The sequence below is a fragment of the Enterobacter sp. 50793107 genome, from assembly GCF_001463365.1.
Classification (GTDB): domain Bacteria; phylum Pseudomonadota; class Gammaproteobacteria; order Enterobacterales; family Enterobacteriaceae; genus Enterobacter; species Enterobacter cloacae.
The window spans coordinates 83,720-105,531 of record NZ_LNII01000002.1; the positions used below are offsets into that span (position 1 = coordinate 83,720).

At 57.6% G+C, this 21,812-nt stretch carries 21 protein-coding genes; 11 read left to right on the forward strand and 10 right to left on the reverse strand.

Annotated elements, in window-relative coordinates:
- The 10 genes from APU11_RS00465 (at position 1) to APU11_RS00510 (ending at position 11,342) form a co-directional block, all read left to right on the forward strand.
- Positions 1-2,595 (forward strand): CS1-pili formation C-terminal domain-containing protein, encoded by a 2,595-nt coding sequence (locus tag APU11_RS00465; RefSeq protein ID WP_013094843.1) that lies wholly within the window; start codon positions 1-3, stop codon positions 2,593-2,595.
- Positions 2,573-4,171: a hypothetical protein gene (locus APU11_RS00470; RefSeq protein WP_038982468.1), complete on the forward strand. Its 1,599-nt coding sequence runs from the start codon at positions 2,573-2,575 to the stop codon at positions 4,169-4,171. The genes APU11_RS00465 and APU11_RS00470 overlap by 23 nt, the downstream gene beginning before the upstream one ends.
- Before the next feature lie 6 nt (positions 4,172-4,177).
- Complete coding sequence (locus APU11_RS00475) at positions 4,178-4,831, forward strand: hypothetical protein (RefSeq protein WP_013094845.1); 654 nt, start codon at positions 4,178-4,180, stop codon at positions 4,829-4,831.
- Between the two features lie 72 nt (positions 4,832-4,903).
- Positions 4,904-5,098, forward strand: a complete 195-nt coding sequence (locus tag APU11_RS00480; RefSeq protein ID WP_013094846.1) for a hypothetical protein — start codon at positions 4,904-4,906, stop codon at positions 5,096-5,098.
- Positions 5,099-5,120: 22 nt separating this feature from the next.
- A complete protein-coding gene (locus APU11_RS00485) occupies positions 5,121-5,306 on the forward strand; it encodes a hypothetical protein (RefSeq protein WP_013094847.1) in 186 nt (61 codons plus the stop codon).
- A gap of 64 nt (positions 5,307-5,370) precedes the next feature.
- Positions 5,371-7,467, forward strand: a complete 2,097-nt coding sequence (locus APU11_RS00490; RefSeq protein ID WP_058650567.1) for a peptidase domain-containing ABC transporter — start codon at positions 5,371-5,373, stop codon at positions 7,465-7,467.
- Positions 7,464-8,213, forward strand: coding sequence for a hypothetical protein (locus tag APU11_RS00495; RefSeq protein ID WP_058650568.1), 750 nt, complete (start codon positions 7,464-7,466; stop codon positions 8,211-8,213). The genes APU11_RS00490 and APU11_RS00495 overlap by 4 nt, the downstream gene beginning before the upstream one ends.
- A 6-nt stretch (positions 8,214-8,219) precedes the next feature.
- A complete protein-coding gene (locus tag APU11_RS00500; RefSeq protein WP_013094850.1) occupies positions 8,220-9,470 on the forward strand; it encodes an HlyD family efflux transporter periplasmic adaptor subunit in 1,251 nt (416 codons plus the stop codon).
- 89 nt (positions 9,471-9,559) lie between these two features.
- Positions 9,560-10,339, forward strand: coding sequence for an MBL fold metallo-hydrolase (locus APU11_RS00505; protein ID WP_013094851.1), 780 nt, complete (start codon positions 9,560-9,562; stop codon positions 10,337-10,339).
- A gap of 25 nt (positions 10,340-10,364) precedes the next feature.
- The gene (locus tag APU11_RS00510) at positions 10,365-11,342 is read left to right on the forward strand and encodes a helix-turn-helix domain-containing protein (protein ID WP_058650569.1); all 978 of its coding nucleotides are present in this window, start codon (positions 10,365-10,367) and stop codon (positions 11,340-11,342) included.
- A 60-nt stretch (positions 11,343-11,402) separates the two neighbouring features.
- Here APU11_RS00510 and APU11_RS00515 read toward each other — a convergent pair whose 3' ends face one another.
- From APU11_RS00515 to APU11_RS00535, 5 genes are all read right to left on the reverse strand, one after another.
- Positions 11,403-12,134 carry a carbonic anhydrase family protein gene (locus APU11_RS00515; protein ID WP_052705562.1) on the reverse strand — a complete coding sequence of 244 codons (732 nt, stop codon included), beginning with the start codon at positions 12,132-12,134 and terminating at the stop codon, positions 11,403-11,405.
- A gap of 115 nt (positions 12,135-12,249) precedes the next feature.
- On the reverse strand, positions 12,250-13,338 hold the full coding sequence (locus tag APU11_RS00520) for an AAA family ATPase (protein WP_013094854.1): 1,089 nt from the start codon (positions 13,336-13,338) through the stop codon (positions 12,250-12,252).
- A gap of 145 nt (positions 13,339-13,483) precedes the next feature.
- Positions 13,484-14,443 (reverse strand): DUF523 and DUF1722 domain-containing protein, encoded by a 960-nt coding sequence (locus APU11_RS00525; protein ID WP_029881877.1) that lies wholly within the window; start codon positions 14,441-14,443, stop codon positions 13,484-13,486.
- A 102-nt stretch (positions 14,444-14,545) separates the two neighbouring features.
- Complete coding sequence (gene uraH / locus APU11_RS00530; RefSeq protein ID WP_058650570.1) at positions 14,546-14,956, reverse strand: hydroxyisourate hydrolase; 411 nt, start codon at positions 14,954-14,956, stop codon at positions 14,546-14,548.
- Positions 14,957-15,055: 99 nt separating this feature from the next.
- Positions 15,056-15,781 carry a MerR family transcriptional regulator gene (locus tag APU11_RS00535; RefSeq protein ID WP_020686466.1) on the reverse strand — a complete coding sequence of 242 codons (726 nt, stop codon included), beginning with the start codon at positions 15,779-15,781 and terminating at the stop codon, positions 15,056-15,058.
- Between the two features lie 117 nt (positions 15,782-15,898).
- On the opposite strand from APU11_RS00535, the gene APU11_RS00540 reads away from it, so the two are divergent.
- The gene (locus tag APU11_RS00540) at positions 15,899-16,423 is read left to right on the forward strand and encodes a lipocalin family protein (protein ID WP_058650571.1); all 525 of its coding nucleotides are present in this window, start codon (positions 15,899-15,901) and stop codon (positions 16,421-16,423) included.
- Between the two features lie 3 nt (positions 16,424-16,426).
- Here APU11_RS00540 and APU11_RS00545 read toward each other — a convergent pair whose 3' ends face one another.
- From APU11_RS00545 to APU11_RS00565, 5 genes are read right to left on the reverse strand one after another with little or no spacing between them, the layout of a single operon-like run.
- Entirely contained in the window at positions 16,427-17,437 is a 1,011-nt protein-coding gene (locus APU11_RS00545) for a fimbrial protein (protein ID WP_058650615.1), read from the reverse strand.
- Positions 17,437-17,952 (reverse strand): fimbrial protein, encoded by a 516-nt coding sequence (locus APU11_RS00550; RefSeq protein ID WP_023621018.1) that lies wholly within the window; start codon positions 17,950-17,952, stop codon positions 17,437-17,439. The genes APU11_RS00545 and APU11_RS00550 overlap by 1 nt, the downstream gene beginning before the upstream one ends.
- Positions 17,943-20,465, reverse strand: coding sequence for a fimbria/pilus outer membrane usher protein (locus APU11_RS00555; protein ID WP_058650572.1), 2,523 nt, complete (start codon positions 20,463-20,465; stop codon positions 17,943-17,945). Before APU11_RS00555 ends, APU11_RS00550 begins: the two co-directional genes overlap by 10 nt.
- A 23-nt stretch (positions 20,466-20,488) precedes the next feature.
- A complete protein-coding gene (locus tag APU11_RS00560) occupies positions 20,489-21,166 on the reverse strand; it encodes a fimbria/pilus periplasmic chaperone (protein ID WP_058650573.1) in 678 nt (225 codons plus the stop codon).
- Between the two features lie 53 nt (positions 21,167-21,219).
- On the reverse strand, positions 21,220-21,804 hold the full coding sequence (locus APU11_RS00565; RefSeq protein WP_013094864.1) for a fimbrial protein: 585 nt from the start codon (positions 21,802-21,804) through the stop codon (positions 21,220-21,222).
- Positions 21,805-21,812: the final 8 nt, after the last annotated feature.

Sequence of the window (21,812 nt, forward strand, 5' to 3'; positions counted from 1 at the left end):
ATGGTGAAAAATAAATTAGTGTTGCCGGTGATGATGGCGTGCACATCCGGCCTCTTGCCCGCGTATGCGCATGCGGCCTCCAGCTCCGTGGTTATCGCTAATTACCGTTTTCCCGACTCGCTCTATGCCCTGCTGGAGCAGGGGATCAAAATCCCCGTTTATCTGGTCAATACCCGCCCGGGTGCAGCGCAACAGGCGGGCAGCACCGGTGACGTGAGCGAGTATGTCCGTATTGGCGACGTAACGATCTACGCAGAAGACCGGCAGCTCGGGCTGCGCGATGTCCAGGTCCAGGAGTCAGACAACGGTATTCGCCTGTCAAAAGAGATGCGGACGCTGCTGCAAAGCATCAACGGCAAGCAGTTTGACGACCATATGCGTATTCCGGTGAGCGCCGGGTCGGCGTTCGAGCTGGATCAGAAAAAAATGCGCCTGCTGCTGAACCTCTCCCAACGTGACTACGGGGTCAATATTCGTCCGCGTGAGGTGGATATCGATGCCCCTGAATCAGACGATCTGAGCGGCACGCTCTCCTATAACCTGGGGGCGTATCACACCGAGAGCGGCTACGGCGACAGCTGGTCATCCGGCTATCTCAACGCCAAAAGCTGGGTCTCGATGGGGGTCGATCACCTGCTGGTCGATGGCTCGGGCTACGTTAACGAGAACAGCAGCGACACCCAGATGAACGCGGTGATGTGGGAACGTGACTATCAGGGCATGCGCTACGCCGCCGGGATGTTGAACGGCTGGGCGATGCAGTCTCTCGCCAGCGTCAGCGGGATCTCCGGCGGAGAGGTGTACGGCGTCTCCGTGGGGAACCAGGCCAACTCGCGTAAGCGGGACAATACCCTCTCCCTGACGCCGATCGTGGTCTATTTCCCGACCGCCGGAGAAGCCCGCATTCGTCGTGACGGCCAGCTTATTGGTATTCAGCGCTTTGACGTGGGTAACCACGAAATCGACACCAGCGCGCTGCCCTACGGGATTTACAGCGTGGAAGTCGAGGTGGTCAGCGGTAGCCGCACCGTGTCACGGAGCATGTACACGGTGAACAAACCTTTCACTAACAACGTGTCGGAATCGCTGCGCTGGCAGACGTGGGGCGGGATTTATAGCCGCGACAAATCCGTCGTCAACTATAAGAAGTACGCCAAACGGAAAAACGAGCAGGACAACAGCTACTACTACGATTACGACACCAAACATAAAGACACCATGTCGCTGGTCGGCGCCTCCTTCAGCAAGCGCAGCGGGATGGTCGACTGGAACGCCTCCGGCTATATGATGCGCGAACACGTGGTCAGTGAACTGTGGGCCTCCCTGAACCTGACCGGGTACTTCTCGGTGAATACCCAGACGATGGCCGCCTCTGACGGAACGTACCGCGCCAACTACGGGGCTAACGTCAGCCTGCCGTGGAATATCGGTTCGGTCTGGTACTCCCATGAGCAGCTCTCCAGCGGCAAGTTCCTTGATATCTATGAAAACAAAGGCAACACGTGGGGAGCATCGTTCAGCCTGCCGTCGTTTGGCCTGCCGTCCGCCGGCAACCTGAGCCTGATGCGACAGGAAGACGATGTATACCGCTATAAACGCTATCAGGTTGACTACTCCCAGGGGCTGTATGCCGGTCGTTATGGTACGGCGCGCCTGCGGGTGGGGATGTCGCGCAATAAATACGAAGGCTATTACGAAGAGAAAGACCGCTACGTGATGCTCGATTTCTCGATCCCGCTGGGTAACACCGTCTCGGTGGGCGTTTCCCATAACCGCGATACCGGCACGGCGCTTAACGTCAGCGCCAGCCGCCAGTTCGAAGGGGATTACCTGAAGTCGGTTACCGCCAACGTTTCACGAGCTTTCAGCAGCAACCAGGATCGCACCGTGAGCGGCGGGGGCAGCGTGAGCTTCGACACGCCGTGGAACAGCAACATTCTGAGCGTGCAGAGCGGCACCAGCAAAGGCTGGAACTCCACGCTGACCAGCGACGGCAGCGTGGGCTGGTCGAAAGAGGCGGTTGCGGCCGGTAAAGGCACCCACAGCGCAGGGGTGATCGTCAGTACCGGGCTTAAGTCCGACGAGTCGCTCACGCTGAAGCTCAACGGCCGCACGGAGCGCATCAAGGGCGATAAAACCTGGCTGTCGTTACCGGCCTATCAGGCCTATGACCTGGAGGTCATGAACAGTGAAACCGGCACCGAAAGCTATGACATTGGCGCAAACGCCCGTCGTCATATCACGGTTTACCCGGGGAACACGGTGGTGATGAAGCCGCAGGTGAAAAAAATCGTCACCCTGTTTGGCCGCCTTGTTGATGCCAACGGTAATCCGGTGAGCGCCACGCAAATCAAAAACCACGTGGGTCTGACCCGCACCGAAAACGACGGTCGCTTCGTGATTGACGTGGACAAGAACAATCCGGTGCTCAGCATTGCCACGCCGGACGACAGCGTCTGCGAGGTGCGTCTGGATATTGCGTCCAACCGTGGCGCGCTGTGGCTTGGGGACATCTCCTGCGATAAAGGCGATTTCGTCTGGCAGGAAGCAAAAGGAACACGGGAACGTGACGATGAAAAAGATATTCGCTCTTAATCTGCTGCTGATAAGCGCGGCGGCGCAGGCGCAGCAGATGCCCTATTTCGCGATCAACAACCCGGACAACAACGGGACGGGCAACACGGCGGCGCTGTTCAGTCTGAACAGCACCTCCACCGCGTTTTTACACGGCTCGCGGGAGTGGCCCACCCTGAGTGCCAAAACCAACAACGGGATTGCCACCTATATTCCGGACAACAGTTTTAACGGCCCGGCAGGCAGCCCGCTGACCATCAACTTCAGCGTCACTGGCTCCAGCGCCTCGCCGTTCTTTAAGGGCACCGCGTGTTCGTCAAGCTGTGGTACCACGGGCTATACCGCGACGACCAGCTATACCGACACGTCCATGGTGGTGAAACCGCCGGTCATTGAGCCGGGCACCGCTTATGGCCGCTGGGTGCTGGGGGATCCGTTCTTTGATTATCTGCTCAATGCTGCACCTGGCAACGAGGTGACGATTACCTCCACGCCGCAGATCTCCTCTATCGGCAAGGTCACCACCACCAACACGCTGCATAAGGTCGGCACATTGACCATGACCAACTCACGGGCGCTGGATCTGGGCATTGACCCGATCAGCGGCGAGGTGACCATTGTGGATGGTTCAACCGGGGCGACGTGTACTAAATACACCCGCAATACGGTGTCGGGTGTGCTTTGCGAACTGCTGGAATACACCTTTGTCGGGGAAGATATCACCGGCTACAACCCGGGGCTGGCGCTGACCTCGTCCCGCGTGAACGGCGTGCTGCAATCGCACATGAACGGGGGGACGGGGCTGGCGGCGGAAATCACCTTCGATGAGAGCAACTGGTACAGCATCTCCGGCGGCATCCTGAGCGACACGCGCGTGCTGGCGAATACCTTCCTCGCGGCGCCGCAAAAAAACGGCGGCAAGGCGTACCTGAAAATCTTCCTCCCGAAGGCGCTGATTTTGAGCGTGGCGCAGGCGGGGGATGGCAACAACATCGGCAATATCGTCAGCCTGTGCCTGACGCCGGGTAACAGCTCGCTGGCGGCGGATTTCTGCTTCCAGCCGGGGGGCGGGCTGGTGATTGACCCTATCCAGCCAGGCCTTGCGATCGTGCCGGATAACCCGGATTACACGCTCGACCCTAACGGCCTGGGCGGTTCCGGGAAAGGCACGATTGGCGAGGGGCCGATAGAGATCCCCTACACCATTACCTACAGCGGCGCGCAAAAAGATGCCGCGATTGCGGTCACGGTGAAGGTCACCGGGCCGACGCAGAGTCTGAACGGCGTGGACTACTGTGCCTTTAGCGGTAACGGCTTCACGGTGCCTGTCCCCGGTAACGTGCTGCTGGGCAAAAGCCAAACGCTGAAGGCGCATAACTGCAAAGGCGAGGCGCTGTCCATTCCCGCACCCGCCACCCATGCGGAAGAGTGGGACAAGATAAGCTCAGGCGTGACGGACATGTGGCTGTGGAAAACCCCGCTGGTATTGCAGTTTGTGATGAATAACCCGGTATCGAAAACCACCTATGACGGTAATACGTGGTTTGGTGAAGTGACGGCTCAGGGTCGAATTGATGTCAGTGCATCCTGGAATTAAACGTGTATGACTGGAAAATTCCTGGCTATTTTCGCAATAAATTGCTTCATTTCCGCAAGCGCAAATGCTTTAATTATTGAAAATCTAAATATTGATTTTCTACCTGAAAAAGAAGTTGTTTTTCAGCCAATAAAAAACGATACCAGCGTACGGCAGAATTATACTGTTTCGCTTATTCAGGTTGATGTCCCAAAAGAACACGGGAAAGAGACTGAAATAAAAGATGGCGAGGTGATGTTCTCGCCAAAACAGTTAACTCTGGAGAGCGGCGAGCGGGCCGGGTTTAAGTTTTATTATACCGGCCCGCACGACAGCAAAGAACGCTATTATCGCGTTAAATTCACCGAGACGCCGCTTCAGGCGCGGGTTGTGATGAGCAAAGGCCAACGCATTCAGTCGGATGTGGTGGTTTCGCTTGAGGCTATTTTAATTGTCCGACCATGGACAAGGCATTTTGATTATACGTTTAGTAACGGGGTGGTGAGTAATACCGGGAATACCTGGTTTAAATATGTCTCTTCTCAGGGATGTAGCTCACAATATAATGACTCAAAATATCTTCCACCGGGTCAACGGCTGGAAATAGATAATTACGCGCAGCCCGCAAGGCGGATGATTATTTATGGAAATAAAATCATTCCGCTTACGCGCTGCCCGTAACAACCGCTTTCCTTCATAAAAGGAAATTATCCTTTGGCGCAAGCTGAAGATTTACAACTACAGGAGAATAAAATGAAAGCGATTTCATTCGTAGAAGCGAAAGATATTATCGGTGGTGCATTAAACCCATTCGCTGGCCTCGTTAAAGGTGCACAGCTGGGTTATGACACCGGTGCAAGCATCATGGGCATGGTAGGCGGCGTGGTTGGCGGAATTCTGGGTGGCGCAATGGGCTTCCTGGGTGCGCTGGTTGGCAGCTACAACTAATTCAACGAACAGGAAGACAATCATGCAAGTTATCGATTTCAAAAAAGCACAGGCCATCATCGGTGGCTGGGATCCGTTTGCTGCTGCCCTTCAGGGCGCGAGCGCAGGCTATAACGCAGGCAGCCAGATGTTAGGCGCGCTGGGCGGCACCATCGGTGGTGTGTTTGGCCTGGTGGGCGGCTTCATCGGCGGCTTCTTCAGCGCATAAGTTATCGACCTATGCTTATGGCCCGCTTTGCCGGGCCATTTTTTTATTTCAGCCACGGATAATTATGTTTTCGCTTTTTCAGTATAAAAAAAAGGGTAAGACACCCGTTATTCGCCAGCATGAATATACCGAATGTGGGCTGGCCTGCCTGGCGATGGTGCTGGGGCACTATGAACACCACGTCTCCGTCAGCCAGCTGCGCAGGGAGCTTACCGTCTCTGCCGACGCGGGCACTTCGATGGCGGAACTCATGACCCTCGCCAGCGATAAAAATATGACGGGCCGGGTGCTCAAGGGCGAAATCACTGAAATTGAAAGTGCCGAACTGCCGCTCATCGCCTTCTGGCGCGGCAATCATTTCGTGGTGATCGTGAAGGTTGACGGGCGCAGCGTAACGGTCCACGACCCGGCCAGCGGCGTGCGTCGCTACAGCCTCAAGGAGGCGCAAAAACTCTTTTCCGGCTACGTGCTGGAGCTGAAGCCGACGCCGCGCTTCGACAAAAAATCCCCTGACGAGACGCTCACGCTGGGGCGGCTGGCCAATAAATCCCCGAGCTTATTTCAGCGGCAGGTGCTGCTGTTTGTGCTCTCGATTTTTACCCTCATCACCATGCTGGCCAGCCCCACTTACGTGCAGCTGATCATGGATGAGGCCATCTCGCGCAACGACAACGATCTGGTGATCTTACTCACCGCCATTTTCGCTATCGTCTTTATTTTTGAAGTCGTAGGTAAGTTCCTCAAGCAACTGCTTGAGATCCTGATGCGTAACATCGCCTATGACGACCTCAGCCAGTCGGTTCGCCGCTATATGCTGCGTACCCAGACCGGCTGGTTCCGCAGCCGTCCGCCGGGCATTGTGCTGGCGATTGAAAAATCGCTGCATGCCTGTGCGGAGTTCATCAGCAATGGCTATGTGCAGATCCTCTTTTCCAGCTTGATCGCCTTCACCAGCCTGCTGTTTATGCTGCTGTATAACGTGAAAATCGCCGTGCTGACGATGCTGCTGATGGGGGTGTTCTTCCTGATCCGCTTTTCGCTGATCGGCCCTTACCAGCGCGCGGTGGACGACTCCATCGAGCGCACCGCAAAGTATGAATCGCTGCTGGTGGAGACGCAGAAGGGGATCATCACCCTGAAGGCCAACAACATGGAGCAGGCCCGGGACGCGGTGATGGACAAATCCCAGCGTGAGCACATCGCCGGGCTGATGCGCAAAGAGCGCCTGCTGGCCCGCTTTGATGTTGCCTCGCTGCTGGTGATCAACGCCGAGCAGCTGCTGGTGGTCTGCTTCGGCGCGTGGCTTATTCTGGAAGGGCAGATGAGTATCGGGATGCTCTATGCCTACATCAGCTACAAACGCTATTTCTCCGACGCGATGGTACAGGTGGCGCAAAAGCTGCTGGACAAAAATGCGCTGAAAGGGCCGCTGGATCGCGTGGGCGACCTGCTGTTTGCCCCCTCTGAAGCCAGCCAGTTTGGCCGGAAGATTGTGACTTCACCCGTCAGTCTGGCCTTTGAGGATGTCTCTTTTGCTTATCCGGGACGTGAGGCGACCCTGCAGCACATCAACATGACGCTCAAGCAGGGCGAAGAGGCGGTGATTGTCGGCCAGAGCGGCTCCGGGAAAACCACACTGCTGCGTCTGATCTCCGGGATGTTGCTCTCCACATCGGGCAGTTTGCGGATCAATGCGATCCCGATCACCGAGTGCGATCTCTCCTCTCTGCGCCAGCATATTCGCATTGTGCATGCGGACGATATTCTCTTTACCGGCTCCATTCTGGATAACCTCTCCTGCTTTGATAGCGCGCCGGACAAAGAGCGGGTGATTGCTGCCTGCCGGCTGGCGGAGATTGACCACGTGGTTGCGCGTCTGCCGCACGGATACGAAACGGAGCTGCTGCCGGGAAATACCTTTTTCTCCGCCGGCGAGATGCAGCGTCTGGTGCTGGCGCGCGCCCTATACAGCCAGCCGAAGCTGCTGCTGTGCGATGAAGTGACGGCAAACCTCGATAAAACCACGGCGCAGAAGGTGCTGGCGAACCTGCGTGGCCTGGGGATTGGTCTGGTGTTTGTCACCCACTCGCCGGAGGTGGTGGGCTGTCACGGACGGCTCTACACCATGGAAAACGGCACGCTGCGGGAGAGTGAGCAATGATGTTTCTGCCCCGTCTCTACGCCCGACTTTGCGCCCGGCAGGCCGGACGCACGCTGCTCGCAAGCCGGATCACGCAAAACTACAGCCAGTTTATGCGCTGCCCGGAGGCTGACGTCCCGCCCGATTTTCTGCGCCAGAACGCCCTGGAGATGAGCGGCTTTCATTTTGTCGAGCAGATCTTCCCGCCCGCGCTGTGGCGGCGCAACGTGCGTTTCGATCTCCACGCCCGGGTGGCGGCATTTACCCGCGAGCAGGAGTTTTATTCTCAGCCCCGCACCCTGCTGCTGGGCATGCGCTGGGCCGGATTTGGCCTGATCGCGGATGCGCTGCTCGCCACCGCGCCAGACGACGTGCGCTTTCAGTTTGTTACCCGCCTTCCCGCGCTGCACAAGCTGATGGCGGCACACGAGGAGCGGCGGGCAGGGGCGTTTTTCTCCCCGCACCGGTTGGTGACCGTGCTGCTGGTGGATGAGCGCCTCCCGGATGCGCCGCTGTTCATGACCCAGGCGGGCGACCAGAAAGCGTGGTTAACGGACGTGTCGACGCGCTTTTTAACGCGCTACGGATATGTGATTCGTACGCTGCTGCCCGGCTGTTCGCTGCACTCGGCGGAATTTGCGCTGGAGAGCCAGACCTATGCCCCTGCGGAGTACCGTCAGGCCGCCACCGCCACGCTGAACGCGTTGCGTAAAACCCCCACGCTCTGGAGTGCATGGGACGATCTTTCAGTGATTTATCATGGATGACATGTCGTGAAATTAAGAAACCGAAACCGACAACGTCGGGCGCTGATCCCGCACCATTTTTCAAAGAGCTACGAGATCAACGCCCCGCGGCTGAAAGGCGTGTTAACGCTGTTTATCTCCTTTTTTCTCTGTCTGCTGGTCTTTTCGATCGTCTTTAACTTTTCGGAAACCACGCTGGCGCGCGGGGTGCTGATCCCGGCCCAGGGGGATGTGGAAGTGCGTGCCAGAGAGTCCGGCACCATCGTGGATTTTGCCGTACGTCCAGGCCAGTACGTGAAAGAGAATGACCCGCTTTTTACCGTGTCGCAGGACTACGGCGGCAAGCAGGGCTCGGTGGTGCAGTTCGATCGCCAGCAGATGGAGGCGGAGAAAAAGCGCAGCGAGCAGCGCGTGCAGACCATTGAAGATTCTATCGCTACGTACCGGAAAAACCTGGCGCAGCAGCTGGATATTGCCGACCGGCAGATTGTGGTGTCCCGCGACAAAGTGAAAAAGCTGCGTGCGTTGCTCAAAAACAGCACCGATACCTATGAGGCGTGGAAAGCGATATCCGGGAAAGGCTATGTGTCGAAGGTCGATCTGGATAAAAGCCACAACGACGTGCTCAACGCGCAGCTTAACCTGACGCTGGAGGAGAGCAGTATCCTCGATCTGGAGGCGCGCAAAACCAGCCTGACCGACAGCACTCAGTCGCAAATCGACTCCCTGAGCCAGGAGCTGCTGTACGTGAAAAACCGGATCAGCGAAATTGACCGCAACCTCTCCAGCCGGGGCAGCTCTACGATGGCCATGCTGGCCCCTGCCGATGGCTACGTGGTAGCGATCAACTTCCCGCCGGGCCGGGCCATTACACAAAACAGCGAGGTGGTGGTGGTGATCCGTAAAAACACCGCCGCGTCGATGGAGGGGTACCTCTATGTGCCAGCCACGGGCGTGGGCCGGGTGGCGAAAGGGGATAAGGTGAAGCTGCGCTTTGACTCCTGGCCAGTGGATAAATATGGCTCGGTGGAGGCCACCCTGTCTGATTTTTACGAGGTGAATATTGATGCGCATTCGGCGCTTATCCCGCTCCAGGAGGGGCAGAACTACTATCTTGCCAAGGTGCGGGTGCCTTCCTGGTTTACCGATCCGGACAACAAAAAGCGTCTGCTGATGGGCGGGATGACGGTTAACGCCGATATCGTTATCGATCGCAAACCGCTTATCAATCTGCTGATTGCGCCGCTGGAGCGGGTGCGTAAACGGTTTATCGATTGACCCGATTTCATCGTTCATCGCCCATTAGCCCACAGGCTAACGCCGGGTCGCGGGCTATTCTCCTTATCACACGCACAGGAGAATAGCCCATGAACATCACTCATATTCGCAATGCCACCCAACTGATCACGTATGCCGGTAAACGCTTTTTGATCGACCCGATGCTGGCCGCAAAAGACGCTTATCCCGGTTTCCCCGGCACGGCGCGGGCCGAGATCCGTAACCCAATGGTTGAACTGCCCGTTGACGTCAGCACGCTGCTGGACGCTGATGCGGTGATCGTCACCCACACCCATGACGATCACTGGGATCGCGCGGCGGTGGAACTGATCGCCAAAGACAAACCGATCTATGTGCAAAACGATCGTGATGCCGCGCTGCTGCGAAGCCAGGGTTTTCATAACCTGACGGTCATGACCGACGAGACCACCTTCGGTGATATCCGCATCGCGAAAACCCACGGCGGCCAGCATGGTACCGATCGCGCGTACGCGGTGCCGGAGCTGGCAGAGCGTCTGGGCGAAGCCTGCGGTGTGGTTCTGCGCCACCCCGACGAGAAAACGCTCTACATCGCGGGCGATACCGTCTGGCGTGATGCGGTGGCGGCCGATCTGCAAAAACACCAGCCGGATGTGGTGGTGCTTAATGCCGGATACGCGCATGTGATCGGTTTCGGGCCCATCATTATGGGGGAACAGGATCTGCTCAACGTTCACTTCCTGCTGCCGCAGGCAAAAATTGTGGCGGTCCACATGGAAGCCATTAACCACTGCCTGCTGAGCCGCCGCGCGCTGCGGGAATACGTGGAAGCAAACCAGATCGGTGATGCGGTGAGCATTCCCCAGGACGGCGAAACCGTTATATTCTGAGCACAAAAAAGGGAAGGAGAGACAGATGCCACTTATCAACGTCGCGATTGTCGCGGTGGACGGGTTTAGCCCGTTCCACTACTCCGTTCCCTGTATTCTGTTTGGCGACGCGGTTTCCGGCGAAAAGCGCTTTAACGTGACGATCTGCGCCGAAAAACCCGGCGTTCTCACCTCTAAAGAGGGCTTCGCCCTCAACGCGACGCAGGATTTTTCAGCCATCGCGCAGGCGGATATTGTGGTGGTGCCCTACTGGCAGCACGTGCTGGATCGCCCGCCTCAGATGCTGCTCGACAGCCTGGTGCAGGCAAGAAACAACGGCGCGGAAATCGTCGGGCTGTGTCTGGGGTCGTTTGTGCTGGCGTATGCGGGCATTCTCGACGGCAAGCGCGCGGCCACCCACTGGGAGTTTGAACATCACTTCCAGTCGCTTTTTCCGCGCGTCCAGCTTGATATCAACGCCCTCTATGTGGATGACGACAATATTATTACCTCCGCCGGGACCGCCGCCGCGCTGGACTGCTGCCTGTATATCATCCGTCAGCGCTTTGGCAGCGTGGTTGCCAACCAGATCGCCCGTCGGATGATTGTGCCGCCGCACCGCGAAGGCGGTCAGGCGCAGTTTATTGCCCAGCCGGTGCCGAAGGACACCCGCGACGCGCGGATTAACTGCCTGATCGACTACCTGCAGCAACACATTACCGAGCCGCATAATCTCGACTCGCTGGCGAAGGTGGTCTCGATGAGCCGCCGCACGCTGACCCGCCATTTTGTCAACGCCACCGGCATGACCGTGGCCGACTGGCTCACCGCCGAGCGCCTGCGGCGCAGCCAGATCTTACTGGAAGCTGGCAATATGCCGGTTGAACGCGTGGCCGAGCTGGTGGGGTTTAACTCTGCGGTGACCTGGCGACAACAGTTTAAGGCGCGTTTTGGCGTCAGCCCGACGGAGTGGCGCAAGACGTTTCGTATTCAGCCGTCTGTAGCCAGGCATGATGCGACATGAAGTAACACCGTCTTTTAGGCCGGGAGACCCGGCCTGCGGATGCTTTTAACTCACAACACCTTACTGAACAATCACGCGGCCGTTCAGAGGCTGAAGCGGACGGTTATTGCTGTGCTCAAGCGCTTGCTTAAACATCTCCAGCTGCTTTTCTGACAGGGTGACGGTGTTTTTCATCACCAGCCAGCGCAGCCCTTCGGTGCACGGTGGGGTGGTCAGCGAGCCGCTGAAGCGATAATAGTGCAGGTCAGCCGGGAACAGCGGACGAAGATCGAGGTGTTTATCAATCGAGATTTCGTGGTCCTTTTCCTTCGGAAGGCGCGCCAGCAGCGGGTTGAGTGCGCTGTTCTCCGGGCCGACCTCAAACATAACGGCAAGCACTGCGACGTCGCCCTCTTTGCTGGCATGAACAAAGTGCGCTTCCAGCGGGAAGGATTTGCCGTTGATCCGGTTTTCGCTCGGGGTATGGAAATGGTACTGGCGCAGGGTAAAGGTCTGATCGTCCAGACGGAATTCATCTTCGTCGCTGGCGGTCACCTGCAGGGTATGGCCGTTGTTCACCAGCTTTTCGGCGGCGGTATGGAAATTCATCTCCAGCGGCGGCAGCGTGGCGTTATAGGCGTTACGGATATCGATGGGCGACTGGAATTTCCCGGTCTTGCAGGTGGCAAACTCGTCGCTGAGCTCGCCCCAGTTTTCCGGACCACTCTTGCCTTCATACGTCCAGTGTGGGGCAGACCCCGCAAAGACAGAGGCAGATAAGGCGAATAAGGATGCGGTCAGAATGTGTTTCATGTTGTGTCTCTCAGAATAAGAAATGCGCGTTAAAATACTGATGGTATTGTACTCTTTTCCAAAAGACCCGTCTTATATTGTGGTTATTTGCGTTAAAGAAAATGAAAGCCCCTTCTTACCCCAGCTTCTCCATCTTCGTCTCTCCCTCCGTCATTGACAGCTGATACAGCGAAAACGATCGGTGCTTCTCAATCAACGTCGCCAGCTCCGGCGAGTGGCTGGTGAGCCAGATCTGCGAGTAGCGGCTGGCCTCGGCAATCAGGCTTGCCAGCGCGGGCAGCATCTGCGGATGCAGGCTGTTTTCCGGTTCGTTGAGGGCGATAAACGCCGGTGGGCGCGGGCTTAACAGTGCCACCGCCAGGCATAAAAAGCGCAGTGTGCCGTCAGAGAACTCCGCCGGTTCCAGCGGGCGGCTTAAGCCCTCGCGCTGCATCATCATGCGAAAACGTCCGCCGGTGTTGTCGCTGTAAAACACGCAGCCGGGGAAAGCCTGATCAAGAATGCGCATCAGCAGCAGTTCATCGCCAATCTCGACAATGGTCTGAAACGCCGCCGCGAGGTTGGCGCCGTCGCTCGCCAGCACCGGAGAGCGGAAACCCACCTGCGGGGCTCGCATCATGGAGCCGCTTGCAACGGAAAACTCATGATAAAATCGCCAGTTACGCAGGGACTCGCGCATCTGCGACACTTCCGGGTAAAGGTGCGGTTCGCCGAGCTGGCCGAACACCGATTCGTTCTCGTACAGCGTGCCGCTGTGGGTCACTTTCTCGTGATGGACGTTATTCAGGAAAACCGCCTGATTTCTGCGCTTCATCAGCTGTGCCGACGGGCGGCGGTGCTGCCCGCTCAGCCAGAGCGACTCTTCCTTGATCACCGGATCGAGCTGAAACTGCGAGGGATAGGGCAGCTTCTCAACAAAGCCTACCTGCAGCTCGTATTCGTAAGTTTCGGTTTCTACCGCCAGGTTCATCCGTCGCAGCTGGTCGCTGCGGGTTTTACCCGCCCAGAACACTTTCAAAATCCCGCCTTCATTCGCCAGAGCCTGAGAAAACTGCCCCTGCGCGGCGCTGTGCATCAGGTGGATCGCCTTGTAAATATTTGATTTTCCGGTGCCATTCGGGCCGAAGACAATGTTGAGTTGTTCCAGCTCCAGCGACATATCGCGAATTGAGCGGTAGTTTTGAATGTGCAGGGTGTTAATCACAGGCCGATCCCTTTTTTGCGTTATAACCTGTATATATTTACAGCCTTTCAGGCGAAATGCAAAAAAGAGACGACAGTGAGGATGTCGTCTAAACGGGCTACTGCTTCGGGCCCCTGAGGGTCAATGGGGGCCTTCGCCTTATTGATTATTTAACGGCCAGACGCAGACCCAAATCATCAGGATAGGGATCAAAGTAGTTTTGCGTCATCAGATACTGATCCGGGTATTCGGCAAGGTAATGTTTTAGCAGCGTGATCGGCGCAAGAATGGGCAGAAGCCCTTCGCGGTAATGCAGGATCACGTCACGAAGCTCACCCCGCTGGCGGCTGTTAAGCTGATTGCGAAAATAGCCCTGAATATGCATCAGCACGTTGGTGTGATTTTTCCGCGAGGCGGGCTTTTTCAGGATGGTCATCAGTTTTTCGCGGTACGCCTCGAAGAACGCGTCCAGATCGTCCCATTCATGCAGCGAGGCGACAAACGGGCCAATCTCACGGTAACCCGCCTGATGGTGTGCCAGCAGCTGCAGTTTGTAGCGGCTGTGAAAATCCAGCAGCGCGCGGCGCGTCAGGCCGTTTTTACGCAGCGTGTTCAGTTCGTGCAGCGCAAAAACGCGCTCGACGAAGTTTTCCCGCAGCACCGGATCGTGCAGACGGCCATCCTCTTCTACGGGCAGCCACGGCCAGGTTTCAAGGAGCGCGGCGGTGAACAGCCCGACGCCCTCCTTGCGGCCCCGGTTGCCGTTTTCATCGTACACGCGCACGCGTTCCATGCCACAGCTGGGGGATTTTGCACAGACGATAAACCCGGCGAGATCGCCGATCTTAGGCAGATAGCTGGCCGTAAAGTCGGCCATTTTCTGCGTGACGTCATCATGCGGCGGATGGCTAAAACGCATCTGCGTGTCGCCGCCGGTCGTCATGATCAAACGCAGCGCAGGGCGTGGTGTAGGCAGGCCGATGGCCATTTCGGGGCAAACGGGTCGGAAATTCACCCACTGGGCCAGCTCATCCATGACGAAACCCATACGCTTATGCCCGCCGTCAAAGCGAACGGCGGACCCGGTCAAGCAGCCGCTAATACCCAGCACAGGTTTCGTTGTCATGGTATGTTCCTCCAGAGCCAATACTTAAAACTTACACAATCTTGCTTATTTGTCCAAGTATTGGCGGAGGTATTTTTTATTGCCTTTTAAAATCAATAGTTTTTAACTGCCCTTGTAGGTTGAATAACCGTACTGACTCAGCAGAAGTGGAATGTGCAGTTTCTCGTTGGTCCGGGTGACGGTAAACAGCACCGGTACTTCCGGGAAGAATGTCTCCAGCTTTTTAGCGTGGAAATAGTTTGCGGTTTTGAAGGTCACTTTATACACGCCAGGCTGCATGTCCTGTTCCTGGGGATAGAGCGATTTAATACGTCCGTCATGGTCGGTTTTGCCGCTGGCAACCGGGATCCATTTGTCCTGCTGCTGCTTTTCCAGGGTAACGGTGACATCCGATGGCGGCATGCCGGTTTGCTGGTCGAGAACGTGTACGCTCAGCGTGCCGGCAGGGGCACTGAAGGCGGCAGGGGCAAAAGCCATGGAGGCCAGGATCAGCAGAGGGGCAGTTTTTTTCATGTTGTTTTCCTGTGAAGTTGTCAGTCACAGGAAAACGTTAGCATCTGCGGCGCGGAAAAATATTCAACTTTTCGTGAAGATTCCCGCAGGAGAAAATCATTAGAGGATAATGACCTCAAGGGAAAGCTGCTGCTGCCACTGCGCCACCTGTTTTTTCCGCGCGGCGGTCAGTTTACCGCTGGTGACCAGCAGCCATTTGCGATCGGGAAATATCTCCGGTGCCAGCGTGGCAGGGGGCGTGGGTAATACGTCGATGCGGTGACCCTGACCGGTCCGCGACAAGGCTTCGAGCCAGATTTCACACGGGTCGTTCAGGTACCAGCCGCTGAGCAGAATGTTATCGCCCGGCGCTTTTTTATCGCCTTCGAGGCAAAACGAGGTGTAGGCGATGAGGATGCCGTCGAGGATCGCGCGCAGAGTCATGGCGGCGGCGACGTTGGCGGACACCTGGCTGCGCAGCGGACGCAGCACGTTGGTCACCAGCTCAGGTCTGGGGTATTCGCGGCCCGCGTCGTAAATCATCTGGCGCAGGGACTCGATTTTGCCCCCCTGCAGGCGTTCCAGCATGTTCTGCTGTAGCGTTTGCCAGTTGTTGGTCCGGCGGGGTACAGGGCGCTCAAGCAGGGGTTTTACCTGGCCAATGGGCACGCCTTTTTTCACCCAGTCGAGGATTTTCAGCGCCTGCTGAACGTCTTCATCGCTGTACTGGCGGTGGCCGCCCTCCGTGCGCTGTGGCTTGAGTAAACCATAACGACGCTGCCACGCCCGCAGCGTGGTGGCGGTGATGCCGCTAAGTCTGGCGAATTCGCCGATGGAGTAAGCCATGTCCATGTCCAGAGTGGAGGAATACTCTCAATATACTACGAATTTTTCAGAACGGGATGAAGCGCCGAAAGGGTGCACTACACTTAACATCCAACCGTGCAAATGAAAGGAATTCTCATGAAGCTATGGCCTGTTGTCACCGGGGTTGCCATTGCGCTGACCCTTGTAGCCTGTAAATCCCCCACGCCGCCGAAAGGCGTGCAGCCTGTTTCCGGTTTTGATGCCAGCCGCTATCTCGGCAAGTGGTATGAAATCGCCCGCCTGGAGAACCGCTTTGAACGCGGGCTGGAGCAGGTGACGGCCACCTACGGCCAACGGAGCGATGGCGGAATCAGCGTGCTTAACCGGGGTTACGACCCGGTGAAGAACAAATGGAACGAGAGTGAAGGCAAAGCGTACTTTACCGGCGCGCCAACCACCGCCGCGCTGAAGGTTTCGTTCTTCGGCCCGTTCTACGGCGGCTATAACGTCATCAAGCTGGACGATAAGTACCAGTACGCGCTGGTCAGCGGCCCGAACCGCGACTACCTGTGGATTTTGTCGCGCACGCCAACCGTGCCGGACGCGGTGAAGCAGGATTACCTGAACACCGCGCGCAGTCTGGGCTTCCGGGTCGATCAGCTGGTGTGGGTAAAACATTAACCCCTACTGGTACGAGAACGTAATGCTTGCCAGCGCGTTCGCCGAGCCGGGGACCAGTTCGCCGGTTCGGATGTATTGCGCCTGGAACGGCAGCGACAGGGTTTGTGCCGCAGTGGTGCTCTGGATAAAGAACTGATTAGTTGTGCCCGCCGCCGAGCTGTCCGGCCCCATCATCAGCGGGCCGGTGCCGTTATAGAAAAACTGCACCCCTACGCCGGACGCGGTGGAGTCGCCGGTCAGCGTCACCACCGACGAGGTGTTTGACGGCGTGGTCTGATCGGTCATCACCGCGCTCACCGCGACGTTCGCGTCACAGGTCAGGCTGACGTTAAACGCACCCGAAGGCGATGTACTGCCCACGGTGGCCAGCGTGCGGATATCGATCGTACCCAGATCGACGTTCGCGCTTTTGGTGCCCACCGTACAGCCGCTCGCCGTCACGGTGATGGTGGTGGGGTTAATGATGACCTTTGCCGTTTTGACCTCGTTGTTATAGGCGGTTAGCACCGCGGCGTTGATAGTCGGAATTTGATACACGCCGGATTTCAGGGCGACACCGGTTTTTATGAAGGTGACCTTTGCCGACCACCCCAGATCCTGGGTGCTTGTACTGGTGCCTTCTGCCGGATAGCTCTGCGTCACACCGGTTTGCAGGGGAATGTATTTGGTCCCATTAAAATCCTTCAGCCCGATGATATACCCCACCCCCGGCACGCCGGTTTCAAAAATGGTGTAGTTCACCCCGTCGACGGTGACCGTCATCCCGCTTGAGATCGCGCTGCTGCTCGGCTCCAGCGTGCTTTTAGTGCAGTGAAAAACAAACCCACACCAGAACACCTGTTGTACGCTGACGGAGGCGCTCCAGGTGGAGCCGATAATGCTCCCCGGCATAACTGAATCTGCCGGGCCGCTGTAGGTCATCGGCTGCGGGGAGAGGGTGATATCTGATTTCCATTCCATCGCCTGTGCGCTGGCGCAGAGCAGTAATCCGCTAATAAATAAGAATAAACGCATCATTGATACTCCGTAGTCCAGGTGGCAAAGGCGGAGACGTCTCCGGCATTCACCGGCGCGCCCGTGGCGGCCAGCCGAGCGTAGAAGGTCATCTCTACGCTGTCATCGCCCGGCGTGCCCCGGGCGGTGGTTTGCGTGTCGAGGGGGATCAGCCCGCCGTCTTTATCGAGGATCTGCACCGCCACGCCGGTGGCGCCGCCGTCGGCAATTTTCACCAGCTGCGGGTTGTCGTTATCCGGCGTGCCGCTGAAGCGGATTTTGACCCCGGCAAAGGTTGGCCCGCACGCTTCAAGCCTGATCGTGAAGGGCGTTTTGATATTGCTGACCGCGCCTGCACGGGGGAATTGTTTAATCCCGATGGTACCCAGCGGAACGTCCTGCTCTTTAGAGTCCGCCGCAACAACGCAGGTGTTGCCGATCAAATTCCCGGTGACGGAAACCAGCACGTCATAGCCGCGAACCGGGAACGTGAAGATCAGCAAAGCGATGCTGAACGTCCGAAGCGTTACTGACATACCACCTCCTGTGAATAGAGCCCGGTACGGGCGTTATAGCTCTGCTTATTCAACGCGTAGTTGATGGTGCAGCGCTGGTCGCTGTTGCGCCCCCATACGGCACTCAACGTGCCCTGCTCGGTTAACCCCGACAGATACAGGCTGCCGCCGTCGCCGACGATGCCGCTGGTTTTGTCATCGTTCAGTGAGACCAGCGTGCCGAAGGGCAGCACGTCGTTGCCGCGGCGCACGACAAACATCGCTTTTTTCCCCTGGCGTGTGACAAGGGTGGCGCGAACCAGCGCGCCGTCGGTCGGCGTTTTGTTGACGATGGCATTCTCCAGCTCCACGTCATTACCTGCGGTTGTGACATCCAGCGCGACCTGGTTCACGCGGTACGGCGTGGCGTAGGGGATCACCGCGTAGCCCCGGCTGTCGGTTTTGATACCCTTGTGGTTAAGCACGGCAACGTCACTGGCGCCCGGGGCTTTCACCAGAATGTTGGTGTTGCCGAGCGGCTGGCTCAGCGTCAGACCATCTTCATGCAGCACCGCACCGCCGCTTATCCCGTAGCTGAGGTTGCGGGAATCGCGGGTGTAGCTGTAGCCCAGGTTGTAGTCTCCTTTTGCGCCTTCGTATTGCAGTGTGGCGTCGCCGCCGTAGTGCTGCTGCGCGCTATAGCGCTGGTTGACGCTGTAAAACAGGTTCTCCTGGCCCGGCAGATAACCGCTCACGCCGGTACTGGCCGTAGTGCCGGTTGAATCCGCATGGGTGGTGGTAAAGCGGGCGCGGGTCGACAGCGCCGGGTTGCCCAGCGGCACCGAAAGTGACATCGCCAGCACGTTATCTTTTTTGTCGTCATACAGGCTAGAGCTGCGCTGAACGCTGACGCCAAGCGACACGTTACGAAACGTGGCATTCCACGCGAACTGCAAACTTTGCGTGGTTTTCGACGTGTTCCAGTAGGTTTGCTGATCCCACGACAGCGACAGCGAACCGTATTGCCCCATCGGCTGTGACAGCAGCAGCTGGTTTTTGGCCTTACGCGACATGCGCAGGTTATATACCGTGTCGTAGTGGGTGGTGACGGTGCCATCGTCTTCCACAATCTGCTTTGGGGATCCGCCCGCCATGCCCTTGTACGTGGTATCGCTCAGGGTATAAAACCCTTTCGTTGAGTAGCGCAGCGAGAAAAAATTAACCCGCGTGCCGATATCATTCAGCAGCTTGCTGTAACGCAGGCGCACGGAATCGCCGGTGTAGTGCTGGTCGTCCGCCAGCTGGCTGCGGGCGTGGGTCAGGTCGATGGAATACGCGCCAAAGCGCCCCAGGTTCTGCCCAATCCCGAAGGCCAGACCGTTATAGCGATCGGCAAACTGCGCCCCACCGTAAAATGTCAGGCCATAACGCCAGCCGTAGAACAGCTCGCCCTGCACGAAAGATGGCGCATCCTGATGGCCCATCGGACGATATTTCCCTGCTCCCAGGGCATATTTCAGCTGTCCGTTACGCACCAGGTTTGGCACGCTGGCATACGGAAGCGTGTACTGCGTCTGGCTGCCGTCGTTCTCCTGGATCGTGACCGCGAGATCGCCCCCGGAAGAGGTCGGGTAGAGATCTTTCAGCACAAACGCCCCCGGCGGCACTGAGGTTTGATAAATGATGTTACCGTTCTGGCGAACCGTCACCGTGGCGTTGCTGCGGGCGATGCCGCGCACTTCCGGCGCATAGCCGCTCAGGCTGGCAGGCAGCATATTGTCATCGGTTTTCAGGGCAATGCCGCGCAGGCCCACGGCGTCGAACACCTGGGCGGAGGTATACGTTTCCCCGGCGTAAACCTGCGCGTTCAGGGCGGGAATATCCCGCTGCAGCCAGGTCTGCACGTGGGTGAGTTCGTTAGTATCTTTGGTCCACGTGGTGAAATCACGCAGCCGCCACGCGCCGAGATTGATGCCGCTGTTCAGGCTTGCAAACAGCTGCTGGTCGCGCGTGCGCGTCTCGCCCTGATAGTCATTGTTCGAGCCGTTTACCACATAGTTCAGCCACGCGGCAGGAATGCCCGCTTCCCAGCTTTCCGGGCTGACATACCCGCGCGGCAAATTGCGCATCGCGCTCTGCGGTACGGTGAAGCTGAGGGAGAGCGTCTGCTGGTCAAAATCAAACCGGGTATCGGCAAACGCCTCCGTCAGAAAAATGCAGCGCTGCGCGAGCGGCACTGCGCCGCCTTTCGCCTGCTGGCTGTCGATGCCCAGCGCCGCGATCTGTTCAGGCGTGAGGCATGGCAGGGCTTCCCCTGTATTTTCAGCGGTGCGGAACGTGACATTGCCGGTGAACGCATAGTTGTTATTGATATACACGTTGAGGTTGTGATCGCCTGGCGGTAATGCGCTCCCGGCGTTGACCCAGGCGAGATCGGCGCTGTTGGCGCTCTCACCGTTGAGGAACGCAGGGTTAAATTGCAACGCGCTTTCAGCCGCCATGGCCTGCCGAATTACCAGGGAGATCACCGTGGCACACAGGATTTTTCTTTTCACGTGGTCACGCCTCACAGTCGGGATTATTGGGACAATACCGCGCGTGTCGCGGGCGTCCATGCGCCGTAATCGTTAATGGTCTGGTAGCTCACGCTGCTGGCGTGGCTGAAGGTTTCGCCCAGCGTTACGCTGGATTTCGGCGGCACCATCACCGGCTGTACCGGCATGCCATCGATTTTCAGGTTGATGGTGGTGAGGTAGTACGGCGTTGGGTTGCTGAGCGTGACCTTTCCGCCGCGATAGGCTCCGGTGAGGCTTTTCCAGGCGTCCCCTGCGCCTTGCCCAAGGCTCTCCGGGCGATAAAACACCTTGATGCGGTTTGCCGAAGCAAACTGCAGCGAATTGCCGGAACCGCTTTTGGTCTGCTGTGGAATGGCTTTCACCGTCATCCAGTAGAGCGTTTCGCGATCCTCTGGCAGGGCTTTACCGTTAAACATGATTTTCACCGCGCTTTCGCTGGCCGGTTTCATGACGAACAGTGGCGGCGTAATAACGAAGTCGTTGGTTTTTTGCCCTTTTTCGTTTTCCATCCATGACTGGATCAGGAACGTGGCGTCGGGATGCGTGTTCCTGACCTGCAGCATGGACTGGTTAGTAGTGCTGGAGTAGACCATTCGCGTGGCGCCCAGCCCTACGCCGCCTGCATATGCGGCGGATGAACATAATGAAATAGCCAGACAGATCCCTGCTTTTGCGCGCATGGTGCGTCTCCTTAAAGCTGAGTCAGGCCCGGCCAGCGAACCGGGCCTGAAAATTACGAGTAGGTAACGGTGTAGGTTGCAACCGCGCTGGCATCACCCGCCGTGGCGTTGCCCTGCGGTGAGTAATATTTCGCGCTGAAGTTCAGGGTGTTGGCCCCCGCACGCAGAGGAATGGCGGCGGCAGGTTCACCCAGCTTCACCACTTTGCCCTGCTCGTCGTACAGGCGAATCGCAACGTGCTGCGCCGAGTTAGCGCCGCCGTTTGCGCCAACGGCCAGGCTGTTGGCATCGGCCGCATCCGGCGTACCGGTAAAGGTCACGGCCACGGTGGTGGCGGCAATCGGGTTGTCTTCCGTTGAGGCGGAGGTATCGGCGATTTCGCAATCTTCCAGGGTAATGGAGAAGGCTTTTGCGGTGCTGGCTTCACTGCCTGCCGCGGCCAGCGTGGCGGTACGCACTTCGCCCATGTCGACATCAATGTTGGCGCTGCCAGCACTGATGGCGCAGGCTGAGGTCACCACCTTGCCGCTGAAGTTCACCGTACCGCCGCTGGTGGTTGCAGCGAACGCCGACCCTGCTGGCAGTACTGCCGCAACGGCGACGGCAAGCAGTGTTTTCGTTTTAAATTGAGCTTTCATTGTCCTGA

What these genes read in the sequence shown, in the direction of transcription:
- APU11_RS00465 (WP_013094843.1), top strand. Translation starts at nt 1, where the DNA reads ATGGTGAAAAATAAATTAGTGTTGCCGGTGATGATGGCGTGCACATCC.
- APU11_RS00470 (WP_038982468.1), top strand. Translation starts at nt 2,573, where the DNA reads ATGAAAAAGATATTCGCTCTTAATCTGCTGCTGATAAGCGCGGCGGCG.
- APU11_RS00475 (WP_013094845.1), top strand. Translation starts at nt 4,178, where the DNA reads ATGACTGGAAAATTCCTGGCTATTTTCGCAATAAATTGCTTCATTTCC.
- APU11_RS00480 (WP_013094846.1), top strand. Translation starts at nt 4,904, where the DNA reads ATGAAAGCGATTTCATTCGTAGAAGCGAAAGATATTATCGGTGGTGCA.
- APU11_RS00485 (WP_013094847.1), top strand. Translation starts at nt 5,121, where the DNA reads ATGCAAGTTATCGATTTCAAAAAAGCACAGGCCATCATCGGTGGCTGG.
- APU11_RS00490 (WP_058650567.1), top strand. Translation starts at nt 5,371, where the DNA reads ATGTTTTCGCTTTTTCAGTATAAAAAAAAGGGTAAGACACCCGTTATT.
- APU11_RS00495 (WP_058650568.1), top strand. Translation starts at nt 7,464, where the DNA reads ATGATGTTTCTGCCCCGTCTCTACGCCCGACTTTGCGCCCGGCAGGCC.
- APU11_RS00505 (WP_013094851.1), top strand. Translation starts at nt 9,560, where the DNA reads ATGAACATCACTCATATTCGCAATGCCACCCAACTGATCACGTATGCC.
- APU11_RS00510 (WP_058650569.1), top strand. Translation starts at nt 10,365, where the DNA reads ATGCCACTTATCAACGTCGCGATTGTCGCGGTGGACGGGTTTAGCCCG.
- APU11_RS00515 (WP_052705562.1), bottom strand. Translation starts at nt 12,134, where the DNA reads ATGAAACACATTCTGACCGCATCCTTATTCGCCTTATCTGCCTCTGTC.
- APU11_RS00525 (WP_029881877.1), bottom strand. Translation starts at nt 14,443, where the DNA reads ATGACAACGAAACCTGTGCTGGGTATTAGCGGCTGCTTGACCGGGTCC.
- uraH (WP_058650570.1), bottom strand. Translation starts at nt 14,956, where the DNA reads ATGAAAAAAACTGCCCCTCTGCTGATCCTGGCCTCCATGGCTTTTGCC.
- APU11_RS00535 (WP_020686466.1), bottom strand. Translation starts at nt 15,781, where the DNA reads ATGGCTTACTCCATCGGCGAATTCGCCAGACTTAGCGGCATCACCGCC.
- APU11_RS00540 (WP_058650571.1), top strand. Translation starts at nt 15,899, where the DNA reads ATGAAGCTATGGCCTGTTGTCACCGGGGTTGCCATTGCGCTGACCCTT.
- APU11_RS00545 (WP_058650615.1), bottom strand. Translation starts at nt 17,437, where the DNA reads ATGCGTTTATTCTTATTTATTAGCGGATTACTGCTCTGCGCCAGCGCA.
- APU11_RS00550 (WP_023621018.1), bottom strand. Translation starts at nt 17,952, where the DNA reads ATGTCAGTAACGCTTCGGACGTTCAGCATCGCTTTGCTGATCTTCACG.
- APU11_RS00560 (WP_058650573.1), bottom strand. Translation starts at nt 21,166, where the DNA reads ATGCGCGCAAAAGCAGGGATCTGTCTGGCTATTTCATTATGTTCATCC.
- APU11_RS00565 (WP_013094864.1), bottom strand. Translation starts at nt 21,804, where the DNA reads ATGAAAGCTCAATTTAAAACGAAAACACTGCTTGCCGTCGCCGTTGCG.